The sequence below is a fragment of the Mesorhizobium sp. A623 genome (genome assembly GCF_054489405.1).
Genome location: NZ_JBTMXB010000010.1, coordinates 1 through 22126 on the forward strand (window position 1 = coordinate 1; position 22126 = coordinate 22126).

At 62.2% G+C, this 22126-nt stretch carries 22 protein-coding genes; 10 read left to right on the forward strand and 12 right to left on the reverse strand.

What is annotated here, in order from left to right; genetic code table 11:
• The first annotated feature begins 102 nt into the window (after positions 1–102).
• From ACX3P1_RS12230 to ACX3P1_RS12245, 4 genes are all read left to right on the forward strand, one after another.
• Positions 103–261, forward strand: coding sequence for a hypothetical protein (locus ACX3P1_RS12230; protein WP_459079849.1), 159 nt, complete (start codon positions 103–105; stop codon positions 259–261).
• Positions 258–1160 (forward strand): LysR family transcriptional regulator, encoded by a 903-nt coding sequence (locus tag ACX3P1_RS12235; protein WP_459079850.1) that lies wholly within the window; start codon positions 258–260, stop codon positions 1158–1160. The genes ACX3P1_RS12230 and ACX3P1_RS12235 overlap by 4 nt, the downstream gene beginning before the upstream one ends.
• Before the next feature lie 42 nt (positions 1161–1202).
• Positions 1203–2660, forward strand: a complete 1458-nt coding sequence (locus ACX3P1_RS12240; protein WP_459079851.1) for a phospholipase D-like domain-containing protein — start codon at positions 1203–1205, stop codon at positions 2658–2660.
• A gap of 177 nt (positions 2661–2837) precedes the next feature.
• Complete coding sequence (locus ACX3P1_RS12245) at positions 2838–3854, forward strand: fatty acid desaturase (RefSeq protein ID WP_459079852.1); 1017 nt, start codon at positions 2838–2840, stop codon at positions 3852–3854.
• A gap of 2 nt (positions 3855–3856) precedes the next feature.
• Here the strand turns inward: ACX3P1_RS12245 and ACX3P1_RS12250 are convergent, their stop codons facing one another.
• Both ACX3P1_RS12250 and ACX3P1_RS12255 read right to left on the reverse strand, forming a co-directional pair.
• Positions 3857–4696 (reverse strand): DUF427 domain-containing protein, encoded by an 840-nt coding sequence (locus tag ACX3P1_RS12250; RefSeq protein WP_459079853.1) that lies wholly within the window; start codon positions 4694–4696, stop codon positions 3857–3859.
• Between the two features lie 44 nt (positions 4697–4740).
• Positions 4741–6396 carry an ABC transporter substrate-binding protein gene (locus ACX3P1_RS12255; protein WP_459079854.1) on the reverse strand — a complete coding sequence of 552 codons (1656 nt, stop codon included), beginning with the start codon at positions 6394–6396 and terminating at the stop codon, positions 4741–4743.
• 128 nt (positions 6397–6524) lie between these two features.
• On the opposite strand from ACX3P1_RS12255, the gene ACX3P1_RS12260 reads away from it, so the two are divergent.
• A complete protein-coding gene (locus ACX3P1_RS12260; RefSeq protein WP_459079855.1) occupies positions 6525–7439 on the forward strand; it encodes a LysR family transcriptional regulator in 915 nt (304 codons plus the stop codon).
• 168 nt (positions 7440–7607) lie between these two features.
• On the opposite strand, the gene ACX3P1_RS12265 is transcribed toward ACX3P1_RS12260, so the two are convergent.
• The 3 genes from ACX3P1_RS12265 to ACX3P1_RS12275 all read right to left on the reverse strand — a co-directional run bounded on the left by ACX3P1_RS12265 (position 7608) and on the right by ACX3P1_RS12275 (position 9301).
• Complete coding sequence (locus tag ACX3P1_RS12265) at positions 7608–8057, reverse strand: cupredoxin domain-containing protein (protein ID WP_459079856.1); 450 nt, start codon at positions 8055–8057, stop codon at positions 7608–7610.
• Between the two features lie 34 nt (positions 8058–8091).
• Positions 8092–9018, reverse strand: coding sequence for a YVTN family beta-propeller repeat protein (locus tag ACX3P1_RS12270; protein WP_459080012.1), 927 nt, complete (start codon positions 9016–9018; stop codon positions 8092–8094).
• Between the two features lie 70 nt (positions 9019–9088).
• A complete protein-coding gene (locus tag ACX3P1_RS12275) occupies positions 9089–9301 on the reverse strand; it encodes a hypothetical protein (RefSeq protein ID WP_459079857.1) in 213 nt (70 codons plus the stop codon).
• Positions 9302–9512: 211 nt separating this feature from the next.
• On the opposite strand from ACX3P1_RS12275, the gene ACX3P1_RS12280 reads away from it, so the two are divergent.
• The 3 genes from ACX3P1_RS12280 to ACX3P1_RS12290 all read left to right on the forward strand — a co-directional run bounded on the left by ACX3P1_RS12280 (position 9513) and on the right by ACX3P1_RS12290 (position 12996).
• The gene (locus ACX3P1_RS12280; RefSeq protein ID WP_459079858.1) at positions 9513–11183 is read left to right on the forward strand and encodes an ATP-binding protein; all 1671 of its coding nucleotides are present in this window, start codon (positions 9513–9515) and stop codon (positions 11181–11183) included.
• Entirely contained in the window at positions 11180–11824 is a 645-nt protein-coding gene (locus ACX3P1_RS12285) for a response regulator transcription factor (protein WP_459079859.1), read from the forward strand. Before ACX3P1_RS12280 ends, ACX3P1_RS12285 begins: the two co-directional genes overlap by 4 nt.
• A 92-nt stretch (positions 11825–11916) precedes the next feature.
• A complete protein-coding gene (locus ACX3P1_RS12290) occupies positions 11917–12996 on the forward strand; it encodes a DUF930 domain-containing protein (protein ID WP_459079860.1) in 1080 nt (359 codons plus the stop codon).
• Positions 12997–13153: 157 nt separating this feature from the next.
• Here the strand turns inward: ACX3P1_RS12290 and ACX3P1_RS12295 are convergent, their stop codons facing one another.
• A complete protein-coding gene (locus ACX3P1_RS12295) occupies positions 13154–13843 on the reverse strand; it encodes a GntR family transcriptional regulator (RefSeq protein WP_459080013.1) in 690 nt (229 codons plus the stop codon).
• A 390-nt stretch (positions 13844–14233) separates the two neighbouring features.
• Here ACX3P1_RS12295 and ACX3P1_RS12300 point away from each other — a divergent pair, with 390 nt between their 5' ends.
• Complete coding sequence (locus ACX3P1_RS12300; RefSeq protein ID WP_459079861.1) at positions 14234–15775, forward strand: gamma-glutamyltransferase family protein; 1542 nt, start codon at positions 14234–14236, stop codon at positions 15773–15775.
• A 61-nt stretch (positions 15776–15836) separates the two neighbouring features.
• On the opposite strand, the gene ACX3P1_RS12305 is transcribed toward ACX3P1_RS12300, so the two are convergent.
• Together ACX3P1_RS12305 and ACX3P1_RS12310 are read right to left on the reverse strand one after the other, a co-directional pair.
• A complete protein-coding gene (locus tag ACX3P1_RS12305) occupies positions 15837–16799 on the reverse strand; it encodes a dihydrodipicolinate synthase family protein (RefSeq protein ID WP_459079862.1) in 963 nt (320 codons plus the stop codon).
• A 315-nt stretch (positions 16800–17114) separates the two neighbouring features.
• Positions 17115–17249 (reverse strand): hypothetical protein, encoded by a 135-nt coding sequence (locus tag ACX3P1_RS12310; RefSeq protein ID WP_459079863.1) that lies wholly within the window; start codon positions 17247–17249, stop codon positions 17115–17117.
• A gap of 74 nt (positions 17250–17323) precedes the next feature.
• Between ACX3P1_RS12310 and ACX3P1_RS12315 the strand changes: the two genes are divergently transcribed.
• Positions 17324–18364, forward strand: a complete 1041-nt coding sequence (locus ACX3P1_RS12315; RefSeq protein ID WP_459079864.1) for an Ldh family oxidoreductase — start codon at positions 17324–17326, stop codon at positions 18362–18364.
• 30 nt (positions 18365–18394) lie between these two features.
• On the opposite strand, the gene ACX3P1_RS12320 is transcribed toward ACX3P1_RS12315, so the two are convergent.
• From ACX3P1_RS12320 to ACX3P1_RS12335, 4 genes are all read right to left on the reverse strand, one after another.
• On the reverse strand, positions 18395–19252 hold the full coding sequence (locus ACX3P1_RS12320; protein WP_459079865.1) for a sugar phosphate isomerase/epimerase family protein: 858 nt from the start codon (positions 19250–19252) through the stop codon (positions 18395–18397).
• Positions 19253–19254: 2 nt separating this feature from the next.
• The gene (locus ACX3P1_RS12325; RefSeq protein WP_459079866.1) at positions 19255–20031 is read right to left on the reverse strand and encodes an ATP-binding cassette domain-containing protein; all 777 of its coding nucleotides are present in this window, start codon (positions 20029–20031) and stop codon (positions 19255–19257) included.
• Positions 20028–21020 (reverse strand): ABC transporter permease, encoded by a 993-nt coding sequence (locus ACX3P1_RS12330; RefSeq protein WP_459079867.1) that lies wholly within the window; start codon positions 21018–21020, stop codon positions 20028–20030. Before ACX3P1_RS12330 ends, ACX3P1_RS12325 begins: the two co-directional genes overlap by 4 nt.
• 104 nt (positions 21021–21124) lie before the next feature.
• Positions 21125–22114 (reverse strand): sugar ABC transporter substrate-binding protein, encoded by a 990-nt coding sequence (locus ACX3P1_RS12335; protein WP_459079868.1) that lies wholly within the window; start codon positions 22112–22114, stop codon positions 21125–21127.
• Between the last annotated feature and the right edge of the window lie 12 nt (positions 22115–22126).

A 22126-nucleotide genomic window follows, 5' to 3' on the forward strand; every position in this document is an offset into this window, starting at 1 on the left:
ACGACGCCGCCATCGGTGGTCAGCTTGACGAATATGAAATACTTGCCGCCGATGCCGGGGGGCGGGTTGCCGACGACAAAGGTCTTTACGTCGGTGATTTTCATGGGCGGCGGTCTCCGAAAGGGCATTATTGTCGTGAAGCGGGATTTCGGCCCCTCCGGCCGTCCTGCTCACGGCGATATTTCAGTGAGACTTGCTGCAAGTCAAACAAAGCATTATTCAGCGAAGACGGTATTTTATTTGAAGGTCGAGCTGCCATGATGCGTTCTCTTCTCCCTCTGCAATGGCTTCGGGCCTATGAGACGGCGGCCCGCCACCGCAATTTCTCCGCCGCCGCGACCGAGTTGGGGCTGACGCCCGCTGCCGTCAGCCACCAGATACGCTCTCTTGAAGGAGAGTTGGGGTTCAAGCTGTTCGAGCGACTGGCGCGCAGGGTCGAACTGACCGAAATCGGCCATGCCTACCTGCCGAGCGTCAGCAAGGCGCTGGACGAACTTCTCGTCTCGACGGTCGGCCTGTTCGGAGCGGAGCGCGAAGCCCAGATAACCGTGCGCGCGCCGGTGACGCTGACCGGTGCGTGGCTCGCGCCCCGGCTCGGGCGATTTTATGCCGCCTATCCCGGCATCCGGGTACGCATTCTGGCTGGCAGTTGGGCCGGTCCCGGTGAATCCACCGAGGTGGATATCCAGTTCGGCAGCGGAGACTGGCCGGGCTTCGATTCCACCCTGCTTTTGAAAGCGCAGTCGCTGGTGATAGCGCGCAGCGATGCCATCGTGCCGTCCGCCGATGACAAGGCATGCATCGAGGCGCTTATCCGCAACGGCGTGGTCCACATCATGGGCTGCGAGAACCGCTGGATCAGGCTGGCGCGAAAATACGGCCTGCCCGAGGACGACATCAAGGTGAACGTCACGACGGACAATTCCATTTCCGCCATTGAATTGACCCGCGCCGGCTTCGGACCGTGCCTGGTCCAGAGCTATTACGCGCAGCCCTCGCTCAAAAGTGGGGAACTCGTCGCGCCGCTGAGCGACGGCGTGGACATCGAGGAAGGCCAATATGTGCTCACGCCCAAATCCGCACAGAAAAAGAACCCGGCCGTGATGCTCTTTCGAAAATGGCTTCTGGCCGAGGCCCAGACATTCAGCAAAACGATTTAAGCTTCACGACATGAGCCAGATTATCGCATAGGTTTCGGGCTCATGTGGACCCTTTTCTCGACATACTGGCCCCATTTCCTTGCCGTCCTGTCCGTGCTGGTCGCAGTGGTTGCAGCAGTGCATGCGGCGATGACGAAAGACGAAGTGCGTTCGGCGATCGGCTGGGTCGGCGTCATTCTACTGTCGCCCATCATCGGCGCGTTGATCTATGCGGTCGCGGGAATAAACCGGATCAGGCGCGGCTCGATTGCCGCCGAACGCCTGGCGGCCGGGCATGAGACGCTGGCGCATGCCCGCTTCGACACCACCAACGACTTCGTTGCCGAACGGTTCGGCAGGCGCTTCGCCGCCCTCAAGACGGTGGGGGACAGGATAACCCACCACACGCTGACGACGAGCAACGCCATCGAAATGCTGAAGACCGGCGACGAGGCATACGCTTCGATGGTCGAGGCGATTGCGGGCGCCGGGCGTAGCGTCATCCTCGAAACCTATATTTTCGACCGCGATCCGATCGGGCTGCGTATCGCCGATGCCCTTATTGAAGCGGTAAAACGTGGGCTCGAGATACGCGTGCTGATCGATGCCGTCGGCGCGCGTTATTCGGTTCCCAGTATCGTCGGCTATCTGCGCGAATGCGGCGTCTCGACGGCCGTATTCAACGGCAGCATCATCATGGGATTGCGCCTGCCCTATGCCAATCTCAGGACCCACCGAAAAATTCTGGTAGTCGACGGCGCAACCGCTTTTGTCGGGGGCATGAATATCCGGCAGGGCTTCACGTCGGAATTCGCCGGGCCCGATTGCGCATTCGACACGCATTTTCGTGTGCAAGGACCCGTGGTTGCCGACATCTTCTCGATCGCCGCCGAGGATTGGCATTTCACGACGGGAGAGAGGCTGCATGGACAAGCCTGGCGCATTGAGGAGTTTTTCGGCGAACCCGGTTCGCCGATCCTCGTGCAGGCCATTCCTTCCGGACCCGATGCAAGCATCGAGGCAAACCAGAAAATGCTGATGGGCGCGTTCTCGGTCGCCCGCAAGTCGATCCGCATCATGTCGCCCTATTTCCTGCCCGACCGAGAATTGATCGTCGCCCTGACGACAGCCGCCCGGCGCGGAGTCGACATCGATATCGTTGTCCCTTCCGTCAACAACCTCAAGCTCGTAGACCGGGCAATGACGGCCCAGTTCGACCAGGTCCTGAGGAGCTATTGCCGCGTCTGGCGTGCCGGAGGTTCGTTCGACCACTCCAAGCTGCTTTCGGTCGATTCGACCTGGGCCTTCATCGGTTCCTCCAACCTCGATCCCCGCTCGTTGCGCTTGAATTTCGAGGTCGATCTCGCGGTGCTCGACCGAGACTTTGCCGGCGAAATCGATGCGCGGATCGGATCGGCTATGGAATCGGCCACTGCCGTCACGCTGGCCGGCCTGCGCGCCCGCCCCTTCCTCGTGCGCCTGATCGACCGCGTTCTGTGGCTCGGATCGCCTTATCTTTGACTACCCGCACGGCGCTCTAGGACCAATCGACATTCAGCGATCGGGATAACCCGAAAACCGGTTTCCGGTTTTCGGTCCGATGCATTAGCGCTCGATTGCCCGCCACGCGACAATACGCGCTGTAATTCCGCGTGAACATTTCCTTGCAGGCGCCAGCGCCGCTGCTTATGCTTCCTGATGCACATCATTTCCCCGGAAGAAGCCAGCCGACGCCTATGGCTTAAAATCCTCGCCCGCTACAAGAAACCGAACCGCAGGCGCAGCGCGGTCGAACTGGCGGTGACGCTCGTTCCCTTTGCGGTTCTGTGGGCGCTATGTGCGCTCGCATACGTCTACGGCTACTGGTGGGGACTGTTTCTCATCGTTCCTGCGGCCGGCTTTCTCGTGCGCATGTTCATGATCCAGCACGACTGCGGGCACGGTTCCTTCTTCGCCAACCGCCTTGCGGATGACTGGATCGGCCGCGCCCTCGGCGTCCTGACGATGACGCCTTACGATTGCTGGCGGCGCGCCCATGCCATACACCACGCCAGCGCCGGCAATCTCGACGAACGCGGCACCGGCGACATCAAGACGCTGACGGTCGCCGAATACAAAAGCCTCCCGCTCTGGCGACGCCTTGTCTACCGGCTTTATCGTCACCCTATAGTGATGTTCGGGATCGGGCCTACCTGGATCTTCATTTTCGAGCAGAGACTGCCAATCGGCATGATGCGGGGCGGCGCGACACCCTGGGTATCGTCCATGGCCACCAATCTCGGCATCGCACTGGCCGCCGCGATCCTCATCTGGTTCATCGGCTTCGTGGCTTTCCTGGTCATTCACCTGTCGATCGTCATTCTGGCCGGCTCGATCGGCGTCTGGCTGTTCTACGTCCAGCATCAATTCGAGGAAACCGCGTGGTCGAGGAACCCGGAATGGGAATTCCAGTATGCCGCCCTGCACGGTTCATCCTACTACGATCTGCCGGCGGTGCTTCGGTGGTTCACCGGCAATATCGGCATCCATCATGTCCATCATCTGTCGGCCAAGGTGCCGCACTACCGGTTGCCGGAAGTGCTGCGCGACTATCCGGAACTGCGCAACATCGGCCGTATCACGCTGCTCGATAGCCTGCGCTGCGTGAAACTGGCGCTGTGGGACGAAACCGGCAGCAAGCTGGTCTCCTTTCGCGAAGCGCGGATGATGGCGTAATTCTAGTAGTAGCCGTGCGAGGCAGCCGTCGCTTCCTTGGGCAGTTCCACGCCGTCGATCAATATCTTGTCGACGAGTTCGTGATGGAAGCAGACCAGCCCCTTGATCCGCTCGGATTCATGGACCGGCTCGGGGTAATACCACACCAGATTGTCGTAGCGCTTGCCGTTCAGCGTCGCGTGATAATAGTTGGAAATGCCCTTGTAGGGGCAGCGCGAAATGTAGCGGCTGGGCGACAACAGTTCGAGCCGCGTATCCGAAATCGGAAGATAGTGGCGGGTCGGGTGGCCGGTTTCATAAAGGAAAACCCCACGCCGTGAATCGGCGACCTGCTCGCCGCCGAGGAACACTTGCACCCGTCGCGACGAGGGCAGGCAATCGACGCGGCGGTAGGGATCGCGGGCATGGACGAAGACTTCCTCGTCCTCCTCGAACCAGCTGCCCATCTTGCCCCAGTAGAACGCCATGTAGTTGCCGATCGGCGGACAGCCCTCGATGGGATTTTCGTAGCGCCAGGCGCCGTCCTCGACCAGTGTCACGCCGGTGTTGAGCGAGTAGTGCGTGGCCACGCCCTTGAAGGGCGATTCCGTCGTCGTCGCGCTCGGCAGCAAAAAGTCCTCGCGCACGTCGCCCATCGGAAAATAGTAGACCGGCAGATGGTCGGACTCGTACATCACCAGCACGTTCACCGAATCCGCGACGACCAGCGACCCGACCTGCACGCGGATGCGCTTGGGCGACGGCATGGTAAAGACGACATAGCCCGGTTCGGACTCGTATTGGACGATTTGATCGAGCACCGGAAAATGCGGTCCTCGAGCGCGCAGATGTGACTTTCGCATCGGTTTCTTTCGTTGTTCCTTGGCGGAGTTTGAACGGGCCACGCTCAGCTGACCGATACGCGGTCCAGCATCAGCCCGGCCGGGATCGGCCGCAGTCCGCTGATGTTCTTTCGGGTCGGCACGAGCAGGTCGGAGAAATAGCTGAAGATGATCGGCGTTTCATCCAGCAACAGGTTCTGGATGTCGCCGGCCGCACGTCGCTGCGCATCGATGTCGAGCGCCTTCAGATAAGTCTTGACCATCCCGTCATAGGCCGGGTTCTTGAAGTGCGCGGCGTTCCACGGTCCGTCGCTGACCAGCGGGCTTTGCAGGAATACGTTCGGCACGCTGCGATGCGCGTAGTCGGTAATGCCGAGCGGGCTGTCCAGCCAGTCCGACTCGCCGAACACCGCCTTGCCGTAATATTTGTCCTGATCCTCGATGTTCAGCGTCACCCGCACGCCGATTTCCTTCGCAAAACTCTGGAACAGCTGCGCATAGGCTGGAATGTCCGAATAGCGCAGCGTCGTCAGCGTGATGTCGAAACCGTCCGCAAAGCCCGCTGCTTCCAGCAACTGCCTGGCCTTGCCGATATCCTGCATGCGCTGCGGCACCGAGGTGTCGGTCGAGGGAAAGGCCGTGGTGAAGGGGTTATCATTGCCCATCCGCGCCATGCCCCGGCACAGGCCGTCCACCAGTTGGGTCCGGTCGATTGAGAGCGCCATGGCCTGGCGCACGCGCTTGTCGGTGAACGGTGCGGTATCGCAGCGCATGTGGATCTGGCGGTGCGCGGTCGACGCCATGCGCAGCACCTTGATATCGGGGTTGTTGAGAACCACGGGGCTGACATCGAATGGAATGGTGTCGAGCAGGTCCACCTCGCCGGCCTGAAGCGCGAGTATGCGGGGCTGGACATCGCCGTAGAACTTGAATTCGAGCCGGTCGGGCAGCGCCTTCTCGCCCCAGTAGTCCGGGTTGCGCACGAAGGCGGCGCCGACCTTGGGCGTGTAGGATTCGAGCCGGAACGGGCCGGTGCCGTCGAAGGTCTTTTCGTAGTCGCCCTTGTAGCCGGCCGGCAGGATGACCGCGTTATAATTGTCGATCGACACCGAGTAGGGAAAGCTGCCGCTCGGCGTGTCGAGGTGAAACGCCACGGTGTGCTCGTCGACCTTTTGCGTGCCGCCCTTCGACAGCAGGCCCTTGAAAACCGGCAGCGCGTTGGAGGCGCCTGCCGGATCGGCAAGGCGGTCGAAGGTCGCCACCACATCGTCGGCGGTGAGTTCGCTGCCGCTGTGGAATTTCACGCCCTTGCGCAGCTTGAACGTCCAGATGCTGCCGTCCTCGTTGGGGAACCAGCTTTGCGCCAGCACCGGCCGCAGCGTCAGGTCCGGCTCGGTGACGCACAAGAATTCCGCCGTCTGGAAAACCAGCTGATAGCTGCCGCTGTCGTAATAGGTCACCGGATCGATTGCGCCGCCCGGCATGGCGATTGCCGCCCGCACGGTGCCGCCCGGCTTGCCCTGCGCTCGCGCACTTGGCGTGGCTAGCCCGATCGCTCCGAAAATGCCGCCCATCAACGGCAGCGACAGGCCAAGGACGCTGCCATGGCGCAAAAAGGCGCGGCGGTCTATCCGGCCGGCGATCAGGCTGTCGATAGCGGAGTTTTCGATAGGCCCGAGCTGCCGGCGAATGGCGTCAAGTAACTGGAGATGCTTCGACATGCCTGAACTTCCTAGCGCCTCGTTGAAGGTGGCGGCATCTAAGCCCGGTTCGGCCATTGTCGAAAAGCGATTTATTTTGGTAGGGTCCATCGAAATTTTCGATGCGTGCCGGGGCCGCGGGGGAACGAATGGATACCGAGAACCTGCGCAGTTTTCTCGAGGTGGCCGCCCATGGCAGCTTCACGGTGGCGGCGGGAAAGCTCAATCTTGCCCAGTCCACCGTCAGCGCGCGGATCAGGGGGCTGGAGGAAGAGGTTGGCGTGCGCCTGTTTTCGCGCGGTCATGGCCGCGTCACGCTGACGCCTGCGGGAAAGCAGTTCCTGCCGCACGCCTCGTCGATCACCCGCACCTGGGAGCAGGCCAGGCAGGACGTCGCGGTGTCCGAGGGCTACGAACACATGCTGCGGCTGACGGCGCCGGCCTATCTGTGGGACCCGATCGTCACGCCGTGGATTGAGTGGATGCGCGCTACCCGGCCGAATGTCGCGCTGCGGCTGGAGGGCAGCTTTCCCGATTCCGCCATCGACCAGCTGGCGGATGGGCTGCTTGACATCTGCATCCTGTATCTGCCCCGCCCGCACCCCGCCATCGCGTTCGAGCCGCTGGCCGACGACAGCATCGTCCTGGTCCAGCATGCGAAGCAGACGGGACACTGGTCGCAGCACTACATTTTCGTCGATTGGGGCGCGGAGTTCCGCGTCGAGCATGACCGCGCGTTCCCCGCGATGGCGAAGCCGGCCTTGTCGGTGGGCATGGTTTTTGGCGCGGTCCGCTACGTGCTGATGAACCGGGGCGCCGCCTATCTGCCGCTCAGCGCCGTGGCCAGCCACATCGAGAGCGGCGAGTTGAAATGCATCGACGGCGTTCCCGTGTTTCACAGGCCGATCTATCTCGCCTATCCGAGCGACCATGAAGCGTCGGACGTGATCGCGGTTGCCCTGTCGGGCTTGCGGATGCTGGGGAAACGCTGGTCGCGCCTTCCCGCCATGGACCAGACGCAAATCTCGTTGCTCAATCCCGATGACGCCACCCTGCCATCCTGAACTGCCGAAGGCAGCCACCCCCGGGATCGCAGAAGGCGTTCGGCTAAGTCAAACGCCTCCTCCCCGCTGCGGCTCCAGCCCTTAAACGCCAGAAACACGACGCTGCCGACACCGGGCACCCGCAGCCCAATCGGCTGTCCACCCAGGGCCAGGCTGTCGCCTACAATCTTACTTGATCGTGATCTTTCCCGACATGCCCTTGTCGGCGAGATCGGGGATCGACCAGGTATATTCGCCGGGACGCACCGTGTGGAACTGCACCAGGATCGTGCCGGTGTCGTCGAATTCCAGCCAGGCCGGCGCGCCCGCCATATGCACTTCCAGATCGTCGATGACGATCTGGTCCATCCACACATTGCGGAACAGATCGGTGACGAACTTGTATTCGAAGCCGCCCTTCGACGTGATCTTCCAGCGATAGCCCTGGCCGGCAATCAGTTCGAAATCCTTCTGGTTGACGTCGTAGCTGGAATCTGGGGAGCCGAGGATCAGTTCCGGCAGGTTCTTGCTGGAGCGCGTTACCTTCGGCGCATCGTCATCATCGTCGGCGTGCGCAGCTATCGGGGCGAGCAGCATCCCGGCAAGCGCGGCATAGGCGATGGTGCGGCAGATATTCATGGCATAACTCCGTTGTTGCCTGTTTTGCCTGCTTTTAGTTCGGCGAGACGACCACGCCCCAGGGCTGCTGGCCGACAGTCAGCGATTCGACAGGCTCGTCGGTCGCGGTGTCGATGAAGGTGAGGTCGTTGGAATTGCCGTTGGTGGTGATCAGCGTCTTCTGGTCGGGCGTGAAGGCCAGGTGCCAGACGCGCTGGCCGACGAGAATGTACTTCTCCACCTCATAGGTGGCCGTGTTGACGACCGCGACATGGTTTGCCGGCCCGAGCGCGACATAGGCCTTCTTGCCGTCGGCGCTGATGGCGACGCCGACCGGCTGGATGCTTTCAGCGCGCAGGCCCGAAATCGCGAACTCGATCTTCTTCACCACCTCGCGCTTGGCGTTGTCGATGACGCTGACGGTGCCGCCGACCTCGGCGCTGACCCAGACCTGCTTGCCGTCCGGCGTGAATTCGGCGTAGCGCGGCCGCGTGTCGACCAGCACATTGTCGGCCACCTCATGCGTGGCGGTATCGATGAAATGCGCCATGCTGGTGGTCTCGGACGTGTTGACCATGGTCTTGCCGTCGGGGCTGATGCCCATGCCTTCCGGCTCGACGCCGACGGGGATTTCCGAAAGCACCTGCTTGCTGGCGATGTCGATGACGGTGACGAGATTGTCGTCCTCATTGGCGACGTAGAGCGTCTTGCCATCGGGCGACAGCACGAAGAGTTCGGGGTCGGGTCCGGACGGCAGCGTGTCGACGATCTCCAGCGTCGCCGTGTCGATGACCTCGATCGTGTCGTCGTCGCTGGCGCACAGATAGACGAACTTGCCGTCATGCGAGATGGTGATGCCGCGCGGGCGCTGGCCGACCTCGATGGTCTTCACCACCTTCATCGTCGCCGTATCGACGACGGTTATCGTATTGTCCTTCTCGTTGGAGACATAGGCCGTATAGGCCGCCGCCGGACTGGCCATCAGGCCGCTTGCCAGAATGGCGAATGCGTAAGTTCGTCTATGCACCAAAATTCCTCCCGGTTTGCTTTAGTTAAGGACGCAGTTCGTTTCCGCTTTTCGCAGCCGCAATGCCCTCGCCGCACGGCGGCAGGTCGATGAGGGACAGCGTCGATTGCGGCGCGCAGGCCCGCAGGTAGAAGATGAAAATCTCGCTGGGCTCAGGCTTGGTTGTCTCGGACAAAGCAATGCTTGCCGGGAGGACCACCAGCGATGCCGACAGGGCCAGGACCCTCAGATGGCGCATGAACCACTCCGCCGTCGCGATGGCTACGCGGTAGCCATCTTAACGCATTCAAGGAGGTGCCCAGCCTCTCGTAGCGCGCCTCCAGGGGTGTCCGGATCATCGCGGTTTAGGGACCGCTCTCCAGACACCACTGATGGTAACGCGTGTACCTGCTCGCAGGTGAAGGCAGCCTATCGGGCTTCGTCTCAAGCGCCTATGGCACTTGCTCCCAATGTCGTTGCCAGAAGTTCCCGATACGCTTCCATTTCCACGCGGGCGCGGCGGCAAGATTGCCAGCGTCAAGGCGCTCGTGCCACAAAGGGTCGGCGATGCGACGCCGCATCGGCAACGGTCAAAGTCGGGGCCGTCAACGGTCAAAACCCGACGCAAAAGCCGAGCCAGGAACAAGTCGATGGTCGACGGTATTTCTCACCAGCCATTCACGGCGCCGACGGTGCACGCACCTTGGCGGTCCTGGCTGGTTTCGCGCTGGCGCGCGGTATCGTTGCGGGGGCAGATCGTGGCGACGATCACGCTGGTCGGCCTGCTGGCAAGCGCCGCCGCCATGGTCATCGTCGTCTACAACGCAAAGAAATCGTCCGAGGTCGAGGTTGCCGCAGCCATGGCGGCCGCGGAACAGCTTGTTCGCGAACTGGTTGCGCAGCCACAGTTCCAGGCTGCGGCGCAGCTCGAACAACTGCCCGCCAGAATCGGACAGTTGCGCCACGTCCGCGTCCTTGCGATCCCAGCGGCCGACAGAGGCCGGGCGGCACTCATGCCGCTCCCCTCGATCGACGCGCAGGACGACGTTCCAAGCTGGTTTGCGTCCATCGTGAATGTCGAGGACGTGCGCCGGGAGATGCAGATCGTATCGGAAGGCCGTCATATAGGTTCCATCGTCATTGTCGGCTATGCCGCCGACGAGATCGCGGAAGTATGGCGGGAGACGAGGGACCTCTTCCTGGTCGCGCTGATGCTTGGCATCACCGTTCTGGTGTTGCTGCACTTCGCTTTCGGCGGCTTGTTGCGCCCGCTGGAAGGCGTAGCGGCGGGCCTGCGCAAACTGGAGCAGGGAGAGTTCCGCCATCGCCTTTCCGGCCCGAACATCCGGGCGCTCGCAGAAATCACCGACCGCTTCAACGCACTCGCCCTTCGGCTGGACCTGGCGCGGTCGGAGAACCGGAACCTGAACCGCCGCCTGCTGACCGCCCAGGATGACGAGCGCCGCCGCCTCGCCTCCGAACTGCATGACGAGCTTGGCCCCTGCCTCTTCGGCATCAGGGCCGACGTCACTTCCCTGGAAGCGCTGGCGCGGCGTCTCCCCGCCGAAATCGGCAAGGGCGTGCGCGAGCGCGTCGCCACGATCGATGAGATCACCGACAAGATCCAGCACATGAACCGCCGGCTCCTCGACAGGCTGCGCCCGATCGCGCTGGACCACCTGCCGCTTGGCGAGGTCCTTGGCGGCTTGATATCGGAGTTCCAGCGGCACGGGCCGTCGCCGAAGATCACGCTGGCGATCGATATGCCGGCTTCGCGGTACGACGATGCCGTCAACATCACAGTCTACCGCTGCGTCCAGGAAGGGGTGACCAACGCATTGCGCCACGCCCAGGCGCAAAGGCTGGACGTGGATCTGCGAGAGGGCAAACCCCAAGCCGGCAGCAGCAGGGACAGTGGTGCGGTGCTTTATCTGTCGGTCACGGATGACGGCATCGGCACGTCGTCAAGCGATGCGCCCGGCCTCGGCCTGACCGGCATGGAAGAGCGGGTGCGCGCGCTGGGCGGCAGCATCGAGATAGCCCCGAACCCGTCCGGCCGTGGCACCTGTCTCAGGGTAAAAATACCGCTCGACACCACCGGGCACGAAGGCTTCGGCAAGCCGGAGGTTTCGCAGCGGTGACGACAGTTCTCCTCATTGATGACCACCCCATCGTGTTGCAGGGATGCAGGCGTGTCTTGCAGGACGTCGGCATCCAGGATGTGCTGGAGGCGGACACGATAACCGCCGGCTACCGCCTGTTCATGCGCAACAAGCCTGATATCGTTGTCGTCGACCTGGCGTTGAAGAGCGGGGGGCTTGGCGGCCTCGAACTGATCCGGCGCATGCGGCTTTACGACAAGCGCACGCCCATCCTCGCATTCAGCATGCACAGCGACCCGCTTGTCGTCAGCCGCGTGCTCAAGGCGGGTGCGACCGGATATGTGCTGAAAGATTCCGGCCCACGTGATTTTCTCGATGCATTCGAAGCCGTCCGTCGAAACAAGCCCTATCTGGGGCATGAGATGGCGATGCAGGTCGCCATGCTGGCGAGTACGGGAAACCACAATCCGATGGCCGAGGTCACGTCGCGCGAGTTGCAGACGCTTGCGCTGCTTGCCGAGGGCAAGCCCTATGCGCAGATCGCCACCGATCTCGGTGTCAGCTACAAGACGGTCGTGAACACCAGCGCGCAACTCAAGTCGAAGCTCGGGGCCCGCAACCTTCCCGAACTCATCAAGCTGGCTGTCCAGTACGTCTCATCGTCCGAATATCCGAGATGAGTTCCGGTGCGGAACAGGGTGCAGGCAGCAAGGCAACGCTCCCGAGGGCGTTGATGGGCGGTTAAATCGCGCCGCTCCGGCGCTCCTGCTTGATGCCGCCGCTATTTCGTTCCACATCGGTCACGATGAAGGACGAGACACGGGACAAGCGTCGAGATTTGCTGTGGGCCATGCCCGCATCGCTGCTGTTCCACGCGCTCCTTATCGCGCTGCTGGTCAACGGCCTGCCGAGATCTCCTCAACAGCCTGAACAGGAGCAGGCGGTCAATGTCGCGCTTGTGCCTCCACCCGACCAGCCGAAGCCGAAACCTGCTCCCGTGCCGCCGCCAGAGGAGGCCAAGGCCGAAAAGCCACCAGAACCAAAGGCTGAGCAGCCGCCTGCGCCGGAAAAGCAACCGTCCAAGCCTGCGTCAATCGAGGTCCTGAAGCCGGTTTTCCAGTTCGGCGACAAGGATACCGGCCCGAGGAAATCCCTGGACGGGGGCAGCACACAGGATGGCTCGCCGTCACCGGCCAAGGACAATGCGCCAAAGCCGCCCGCCCCTGCGCAGGAAGCCGAGAGGCCGACGACCGAGGCTAAGGATGACGCCGCTGCAGAGGGTGCGGAGAAGCAGGCAATGGCGACGCCAGCAATGCCGGCCGCACCCAGCGGCGATAGCGAGATCGCACTTCCCGCGTCGGTCGAAGCGCCCCAGCCCAGGCCCACGAACGTGCCGAAGCGAAACTCGGCAAAGGTCTCGACGCCCGGTAGCGGCAACGCGACGAGGCCAAGGTCCAAAGACGTGGCTGCCGCCACGTCGCAGCGCTATTCGGGCCTCCCGGGTGTCCGCAGGCTCTACTCGCAAGGCGCCACCGGCAATGCGCTGGCCATGACCTCGATGGCCGGCATGCCGCGCGGCAAGCGGGCCGCCACACTTTGCGCCAGCGAATTGCAGCAGCAACTGCAGGGCGCCTCTTATTTTCCCGACCTTGTGCCGATGGTTCCACTGAAGGCGGGCAACGTCCTGGACGTCCCGGAGACCGCCTTCCACGCGGAAGCCGCATGGTACGGCCTGAGCTTCCGATGCGAGGTCGACACCGATGCGACGAAGGTCCTGTCCTTCGCCTTCCGTGTCGGAACCACGATCCCGTCCGACGAATGGGCACGCCTTGGCCTGCCCGTTCGCAACTAACGCGTGTCAGAAAAGTGGAAGCCGGGCCTACCTAGCGGCACCCGACGAACTTTTGGCAGGGTCCGTTTTCGCGATTCATGATACGGGGTGCATCGGTATTCCCGAACCGCTGCTCGAAGCTTGAAACCTCACTCCGTCTGGCCATACGGCTTGCCGATCAGCCGGAAGCTTCAGGTCCTACCCGCCGATGCCGAAGGCTTTCCCCGACATGCAAAATGTGCCGGCGCATGAGGGAACTGGCTTCGTCAAACCGACCCGCTTCGCATAGATTGACCATTTCAGCATGCTCTTGTTGAGCACGGGCCATCGCGCCCTCAAGCGAGAGTTGAATACGCGTGTGGCGATCGCATTCCTGCAGCAGGTTCATGACGAGTGACAGGGATCGAGGCCTGTTCGCGTGCCTGTAGAGCACCATATGGAATTCGGCGTTCAACTCGCCCCAGCGGTTTACGTGACGGGCCGTCCCTGCCGTGGTGAACGCGGCTATGATCTCGCGTAATTCCACGAAATCGGCTTCCGTCAGATGCGGTGCCGAACGCTCAAGCAGGATCGGCTCGATCAGGGCGCGCAATTCGAACAATTCCTCGACCTCGGCCAAAGACAGTTCGAAGACGATGGCGCCCTTGTGCGGCACGATCTTTACAAGACCTTCCGCCTCGAGCTGCATCAAGGCTTCGCGAACGGGAATTCTGCTTATTCCAAACTCCGCCGCCAGGGCGTCCTGGCGCAGGGCCGTTCCCGCAGGATACGCACCCCCGAGGATACGTTGGCGAAGTTGCTCTGCAGCCGCCGCCGACATTGTCTTGTGCTTGAGATCTTTGCCGACAAAGTCCCGGTGCATGGGCATAGGTGTCAAAAGCCGATATCCAATGTAGGGACCATGCTACTGCGGCATGCGCCCCGTACTTATATCCTTAGTCCATATTATATAAGTTCTACGATGCCTATGGCATGCCCCCTCAAAATTCTCGAGAGCGCCTTGCCGTCGATCTCGATGACCCGGAGCCTCGCTTGCTGCGGCCGACGACGACGGCCCGCCTGCGGACGCGTACCAGTTCGTCGCGCTCCGGGTGATTTGGGAATTGACGAGCGTACCAATTGCTTGGTTCATGAACGAACTCCGTTCCGAATTTCTTTCTGCATATTTTACACAGCTAATATGTCAATTTTTCCAAAGGGTGTTCTCGTGCGCAATTTTCAGGTTCCTGGACGATCCCTCGCCGTTTCACGCGACGGAATGGTCGCGACATCCCATCCCGCTGCAACCTTGGCAGGGCTGGAGATATTGAAAGCCGGCGGCAATGCCATCGATGCGGCGATCGCGGCTTGTGCGGTCCAGGGTGTCGTGGAACCCGGTTCGACAGGCATTGGCGGCGATTGCTTCACCCTATTCGCGCGCGAAGGCCAGTCGAACGTTTTGGGCTACAACGGTTCCGGCCGCGCTCCAGCCAAGGCGGAGGCGGATTGGTATCGCCGGCACGCAATCACGCAAATTGAGCGGCAGACGCCGCACGCGGTGACGGTTCCCGGCTCGGTCGAAGCCTGGGCGCGCCTGTCGGCCGACCATGGCCGCCTTTTGTTGGCGCAATTGCTGAGACCGGCTGTGTCTCTTGCCCGCAACGGCTATGCCATCACGCCGCGCGTTGCCTTTGACTGGGCCAATCAGGCTGCTGCGCTGATGAATGACCCGCACGCGGCGCGAATATTCCTGCCCGGGGGACGTCCGCTCCAGGTTGGAGAGGTGCATCGCCAGTTGGAATTGGCCGATACGCTCGAGGCGATCGGTGAACATGGGCCGGACGAATTCTACAAAGGGCCGATCATGGAAGACATGATCGAGCGCCTCCAGGAACTCGGTGGCCTGCATACGCGTGAAGACTTCGCCGAAGCTGCCGGAGAGTACGTCAAGCCGATCTCGACGAACTATCGCGGGTTCGACGTGCATGAGTGCCCCCCGAATGGCCAAGGCGTGGCGGCCCTGATCATGCTGAACATCCTTTCAGGTTACGACCTGCCCAACGATCCGCTCTCGCCAGAACGGTTACATCTCGAGATTGAAGCGGGCCGGCTTGCCTACTCCATGCGCGATGCCCTGGTTGCCGATCCGGCGAGCAGCGATGTTCCGACGGACTGGATGCTTTCCAAGCCGATCACCGATGCGCTTCGGGAGCGCATAGACCCGGACAAGGCACTGACCGGCATTCCCGCCGCGCCGCTCCCGCCGCACAAGGATACGGTTTACATCGCCGTCGTCGATCGTGACCGTAACGCCGTCAGCTTCATCAACTCGCTGTTCGAGGTCTTTGGCAGCACCATCGTGACGCCGCGATCAGGCGTGCTGCTGAACAGCCGGGGCGAAGGTTTCGTCACCGAGGCAGGGCACCCCAACTGCATCGCAGGCCGCAAGCGGCCTCTCAACACGATCATTCCCGGGATGGTTACAAAAGGCGGCCGGGCCGTCATGCCATTCGGTGTCATGGGTGGCCAGTATCAGGCCATGGGCCATGCTGCGTTTCTCACGCGTGTCATCGACGACGGCCTCGACTTGCAGACGGCGATCGATTTGCCGCGCGTCGCGCCTGTGCCGGGCACCGATCAGGTCGAGGCGGAACTGACATGTGACCCGTCCGTCATAGAAGATCTTGTACGCCGCGGTTTCGAGATGCAGCCAACCGCCCGGCCGATCGGTGGCGCGCAGGCCATCTGGATCGACTGGGAAAATGGCACCCTGCTTGGGGGCTCGGACCCACGCAAGGACGGTTGCGCCCTCGGCTATTAAAGGGGCGAAAAACGTCGAAAAGGGAAAGGCTGCTCAAAGCAGGCCTTTCCCAACCACGATATCAGGCGGCGTATTTCTGCACTGCGCCGGGCAACTTGCTCCACTGTGCATACCAGGTGTCGAAGAGCTTGAGTTGCGCTTCGGTAAAGCCGCGCTGGCTGCCCGAAAGCGCATCCGTCTCGTTGAAGTGAAGCGTATATTCCGGGCACCCCTTCAGGACCATCATATGCTTGTAGTAGAGGACCAGGTCCGTCCCCTCGTCGAAATAGGACAGCACGGCCAGCGCCTGCTCCAGTTCGCGCGCGCGCTGCCTGGCATCCGGAGCGCCCTTGGCGGCCGCGTGCGAAAGCGCGCACAGATGCAGCACCTCACGCGGAAGCACGTTGCCGATGCCGGTGATCGCGCCGGTGGCTCCACAATTGACGATGCCGTGGAACACGGTGGTGTCGACACCGACCATCAGCGCCACCCCGTCGTCCTGGCTGGTGATGTGCTCGGCCGCGTAAGTCAGCGAGTCCACGCCCCCGAACTCCTTGAAGCCAACGAGGTTTTGATGTTCGGCGCGTAGGCTGAAGAACAGGTCGGCGCGTGTTTCAAAGCCATAATGGGGGCTGTTGTAGATCACCGCCGGAAGATCGGGCGCCGCCGCCAGGATTGCCTTGAAATGGTTACGCTGCGCGGTAATCGACGAGCCGCGCGAGAGGACGCGCGGAATTACCATCAGGCCTCTGGCGCCGACCTTTTGCGCATGGGCGGCATGGGCTGCGGCCGAGGCGGAATTGACGGCCCCGGTGCCGACAATGACAGGCACACCGGCTTCGGCCAGGCGCTTCACGCCTTCCATGCGCTGCGCGTCGGTCAAGAGAGGCCAGTCGCCCATCGAGCCGCAATAGATGACGGCGGACATGCCGGCTGCGATCAACTCCTTGCCCTTGCGCACCAGCGCGTCGAAATCAGGCCTGCGGTCGGCCGTGCACGGCGTCATCAGCGCCGGGATGCAGCCAGAAAAAATGGCGGAATTCATGTGGTTCTCCTTCCAGTGCCTATCTTGGCGAGTGCCTGTCTTGGCAAGAGCCTGTCTTGCCGTTGGCGCAGTCGAGGCACGACGATAGAGGCTCTGCCTGCGCTAGCGTATATAATATACGAAATGTCGGATTTGTCGACTGCTAAATAAACAGCATATGCGTTGCCGCCGTCATCGTTCGATGGCGAGCCGACGACGGCTGGAGAAAACATGCGTGGCGACGCATCGGCAGCGTAGCGGCGCGTATGGAAGGAACGGGTGGCGACGGGTTCGCAGGCGTACCACGAGCCGGGGCCTGTGGTAGGTAGGCCCGTGTCAGATGTTGATGTGCGCGTTGGTCCGCGTGTCGGCTGTTATGTAGGCCTGGATCTGGCGGACGATCCGCTCGGCGTGGTCGCTCGCCAGCTTGTCTGTTTGCTCGATATCCTGGGCGACGATGGCCGCGATCATATCCTCGACAGATTGGATACAAGCGGCTAGCTGGTGAGCCGGGAAGAAAGCACGCTTATCGATATGGGGTAGATATGACCAACAAGCTCGATGACACGGACCATGTCACCGTTGGCGTCAACGATGTATTCGACATCGCCTTGCAGGTGTTGCTGGGTGCGGGCCTGTCGCCCGAGCAGGCCGAACCCGTAGCGCGCGTGATAACTGCCGGCGAACGGGACGAGTGCTTTTCCCACGGTCTTTACCGGCTGCCTGGATGTGTCGAAACGATAAAGAGCCCGAAATTCAGGCCTGACGCGGTTCCCGCTATCGTGGAAACATCGGCCGCGGTCGTCCACGCGGACGCCGCTTTCGGCTACTCGCTGCTGGCTTTTGACCGAGCGCTTTCCCTTGTCGAGGCAAAGGCCAAGTCCGTTGGCGTGTGCATCCTCGCCATCAATAACTGCTTTCATTTTTCGGCGCTATGGCCGGAAATCGAGGCGATCACCGAGCGAGGATTGGCGGCAGTCGCCATGACGCCCAGCCATAGCTGGGTAGCGCCGGCCGGCGGGACCCGACCGGTGCTCGGCACCAATCCGATTGCCTTCGGCTGGCCGCGCGGCGAGCACACGCCTTATGTTTTCGACTTTGCAACCAGCGCGATTGCCCGAGGCGATATTGCCCTGCACAAGCTTGACGACAAGCCGATCCCGGCGGGATGGGGGATCGACGCGCAAGGAAATCCGACCACCAACGCCGCTGCCGCATTGTCGGGTGCCATGCTTACCTTTGGCGGACACAAGGGCTCCGCCCTGTCGACCATGATCGAACTGCTAGCCGGCCCCTTGATAGGCGACATGATCAGCATGCAATCAATGGAGTTCGATGGCGGCGCGAAGGCCGCTCCCTGCCATGGCGAACTGATCATCGCTTTCGATCCCAAACTGCTGGGCGGCGGTGCCGGCACCGACAACCACGCCAGCGCCGAAGCGCTGTTCGCGGCATTCGTCGATCAAGGCGCTCGGCTGCCTTCGCAGCGGCGCTACGACGCCAGGGAGCGCAGCCTGAGAGACGGCGTCCGCGTCCCCAGGAAACTGTACCTCAAAATCCAGTCCCTCCTGGAGGAACTATCCTGATTTTGGGAAGGGGAAAGCTTCAAGGAAGCCCTAGCCGAGCGTCAGCCCGGCGTCGGCGGCGGCCTTGCGCAGGAAAGGCAACCCGACCTCGATGACATCGTCGGGGTTTTCCGCCACCGGTCGCCAGACCGCCAATCCGCCGGCGATGTCGACATCGACATGGTTCATGCTTTCCAGCGTGATCGGGCCACGATAGCCGATATCGGCCATGGCCTTCATGCACGCCTGCCAGTTCACCATGCCGCGCCCCGGCACGCCCCGGTTGGATTCCGACACATGCACATAGCCGAGGAAGGGGGCTGCCGCCTCGAAGCCCGCGGCAAAACTCTCTTCCTCGATATGCATGTGATAGGTGTCGAGGTGGATGAAGATATTGTCGGCGCCTACCTGCCTTATGATTTTCGCCGCATCGCTGCCCCGGTTGATGAGGTGCGTCTCGTAGCGGTTGCACGGCTCGATGCCCAGTTTCAGCCCATGCGCCTTTGCCGCCCTTGCCGCGCGTTCGAGGAACCGGCACATGCCGTCGATCTCCCTTTGCGTCGGAGCCCGCCCGGTGGTCTTGCCGATGGTGCCGTAGGTGACGCCGCCGAGGCCGAAGCTGCCGACTTCCGCGCAGACGCGGAACGCCGGCTCCAGAAAATCAAGCCCCTCCTGCGGCTGCTCGACGATGTCGAGACTGGCGGGCAGGCCAAGCGACGGGACAAGCTCGATACCGTGGCGGCTGGCGAAAGCGCTTGTGCGCGCGGTGTCGATTTCTTCCGGCCGCAGCAGCGGGATTTCGAGCAGGCCGACCCCAAACTCCTTCAGGCGCTCCATCTGCGGCTCGATGCGGGCCAGGTCCCAGACCGGCGCAATGGCGAAAGTGTGCAGTCCGAAAGTGTTGGTCAAAATCAGCCTCGTTGTTCATGTGCGGCAGCAGCGCCGACATCGCCGCCGCCGACGATGCGGCTGACGACTTCGGTCATATTGGTATCGGCGGTGACGAGATCGGCTTCGGCGCGGCCATGGCGCAGGACGACGATGCGATCGGTGACCGACAGCACGTCGTTCAGCCGGTGCGAGATGAGAATGACGGCGATGCCTTCCGACTTGAGCCGGCGGATCAGGTCGAGCACGCTCTGCACCTCGCGCACGGCGAGCGCCGCCGTCGGCTCGTCCATGATGACGAGCTTTGGGTTGAAGGTCAGCGCGCGGGCAATCGCCACGGTCTGCTGCTGGCCACCGGAAAAGGATCCGACGGATCGATTGATCGACGGCAGATGCGCGCCGAGCCGCTCGATCATCTTCGCCGCTTCCCGGTCCATCCGGGCCTTGTCGACAAAGCCGGGAAACAGGCCAAACAGCGTCTTCGTCGGCTCCCGGCCAAGGAAGATATTGCTGGCCACGTCCTGCTGCTTGGCCAGCGACAGGTCCTGGTAGATCATCTCGATGCCGAGTTCGCGACGCTCGCCCGGATCGAGCGGAAGGATATTTTTCCCATCGAAATCGATCGATCCCGCATCGGCGCGATAAATGCCGGTGATGGCTTTCATCAAGGTGGATTTGCCAGCACCATTGTCGCCGACGAGGCCGACCACCTCGCCTTTTTCGACGGCCAGGTCGACGCCGTGCAGCACGTCGACCGAGCCGAAGCTCTTGCGGATGCCGGAGAGTTGGAGGAGCGTCATACGCGGCTCTCCTTGCGTACCTGATACTGGTCGATGAAGACGGCAAGGATCAGAACGGCGCCGATCGCCATCTGCTGGTAGTAGGACTGAACGGCCAGAAGCGTCAGCCCGTTTTGCAGCACGCCCATGATCAACGCGCCGATCATGGTGCCTAGGATGGAGCCACGCCCGCCGAACAGGTTGGTGCCGCCGATGATGGCGGCGGTGATGGCGGTCAGTTCGTAGTTCAGGCCGGCGGTCGGGTCGCCCGAATTGATGCGGGCCATGAACAGCATTCCGGCCAGGCCGGCAAGCGCGCCCGACAGCGTGTAGAGGACACGCCGATGCCAGTCGACGCGAATGCCAGCGGCGCGGGCAGCACCCTCGGAATCGCCAAGGGCCAGCGTGTGGCGGCCGAACTTGGAGTAGGCCAGCACGCAATGCGCGACGATTGCCGTGACCAGGAAGATGATGACCGGCATCGGGATGCCGAGCGGGCGGCCCTGGCCTACATAGACCATCATGGAAGGCAGGCCGTAGATGACACGGCCGTCGGAAATGACGAGCGCGAGGCCGCGGGCCAGGCCCAGCATGCCCAGCGTTACGATGAAAGCCGGCACGAATGCGCGGGTCACCAGCTGGCCGTTGATATAGCCGGCAATGCCGCCGGCAACGACGCATGCGGCAAGGCCAAGCAGGGATGGCGCGCCGAGATTGACGGCGACATAGGCGCCAGCCACGCCCGAAAGCCCCATCACTGAACCCAGCGAGAGGTCGAGACCGCCGGCTCCGATAACGAACGTGGCGGCGATCGCCAGCACGCCGATGGTCGACGTGGCGAGCAGGATGTTGAGGAAGTTGCTGAGCGACAGGAAGAACGGAGACAGCAACGCCATGGCCGCACAAAGCACGATCAGGACGACGAAGGATTCCAGCCTTATATGCAGCCGTTCGACGGAATTGCGTTGAGCATTGGCCCAAAAGCCGGGCTTTGACGTTTCACTCGTCATTGTCGGTGCCGTCTCCAGTTGCGCCCACGAAAAAATGGTCGATCCAGCTTGCTGGTGAGAAAGGCTGGCGCGAAAAAAACCGCGCCAGCCAGGCCTTGAGAGGCTTATTTCACATATTGCAGCATCGGCTCCGTGCCGGCCTCAAGCAGTTCCTTGGTCAGCACCAGCGTCGGAACGGCGACGTCGGCCGGAACCTCTTCACCCGCCAGCGACTTCTTGACGTTCTCGACCGCCTGCTTGCCTACCAGATAGGGAAGCTGGGCGACCGAAGCGTTCAGCCTGCCATCCTTGATCGACTTGACCGCGTCGGAGTTCCCGTCCACGCCGACGATCGTCACCTGCTCGCCTTTGCCGGCGGCATAAGCGGCCTCGACCGCGCCAAGCGCCATGCCGTCATTGGCGGCGAAGATGGCGACGAGATCAGGGTTGCGGGTCAGGATGTCGTTGGTGATCGAGGCCGCCTTGCCGCGATCCCAATCGCCGGGCAGCGATGCGACGACCTCGAGGCCGGGGGCCAGTTCCTTCAGCTTGGCATCAAAACCCTCAACCCGCTTCTGGCCGGTGACATTGCCCGACAGACCCTCGATGACCAGGACCGGCCCCTTGGCATCCTTGCCGAGCTTCGAAGCCAGATATTCCGCCGCCTGGCCCCCCGCCGCTATGTTGTCGGAACCGATGCGGAAGGTGATCTTTATGCCTTCCTTGTCGAGAACCGCAGGGTCGAGATTGCCGTCGAGGTCGACGACCTTGATGCCGGCATCCTGCGCCGCCTTGAGACAGGGCAGCAGGTTGGTGGAATTGATGGCAGCGGTGATCATCGCCACCGGCTTGCGTTCCAGCATCGTGTTGCACAGATTGAGCTGCGGCTCCGCCGCCTGATCGCTCTCGGCTGCCTGGAGGAAGTATTTGACGCCGGCTTCCTTGGCGCCATCCTCGACGCCCTTGCTCATCGCCCCCCAGAACGGGTTGGCCAACGTCTTCATCAACACGCCATATTCACCGTCTTCGGCGTGGGCCATCGGTGCGACGGCAAAGGCAAGGGCAATGCCCAAACCCAGGGTCAATTTGTTCATCTTCAGCGAAAATCGTGTCATCGTTTCCTCCAT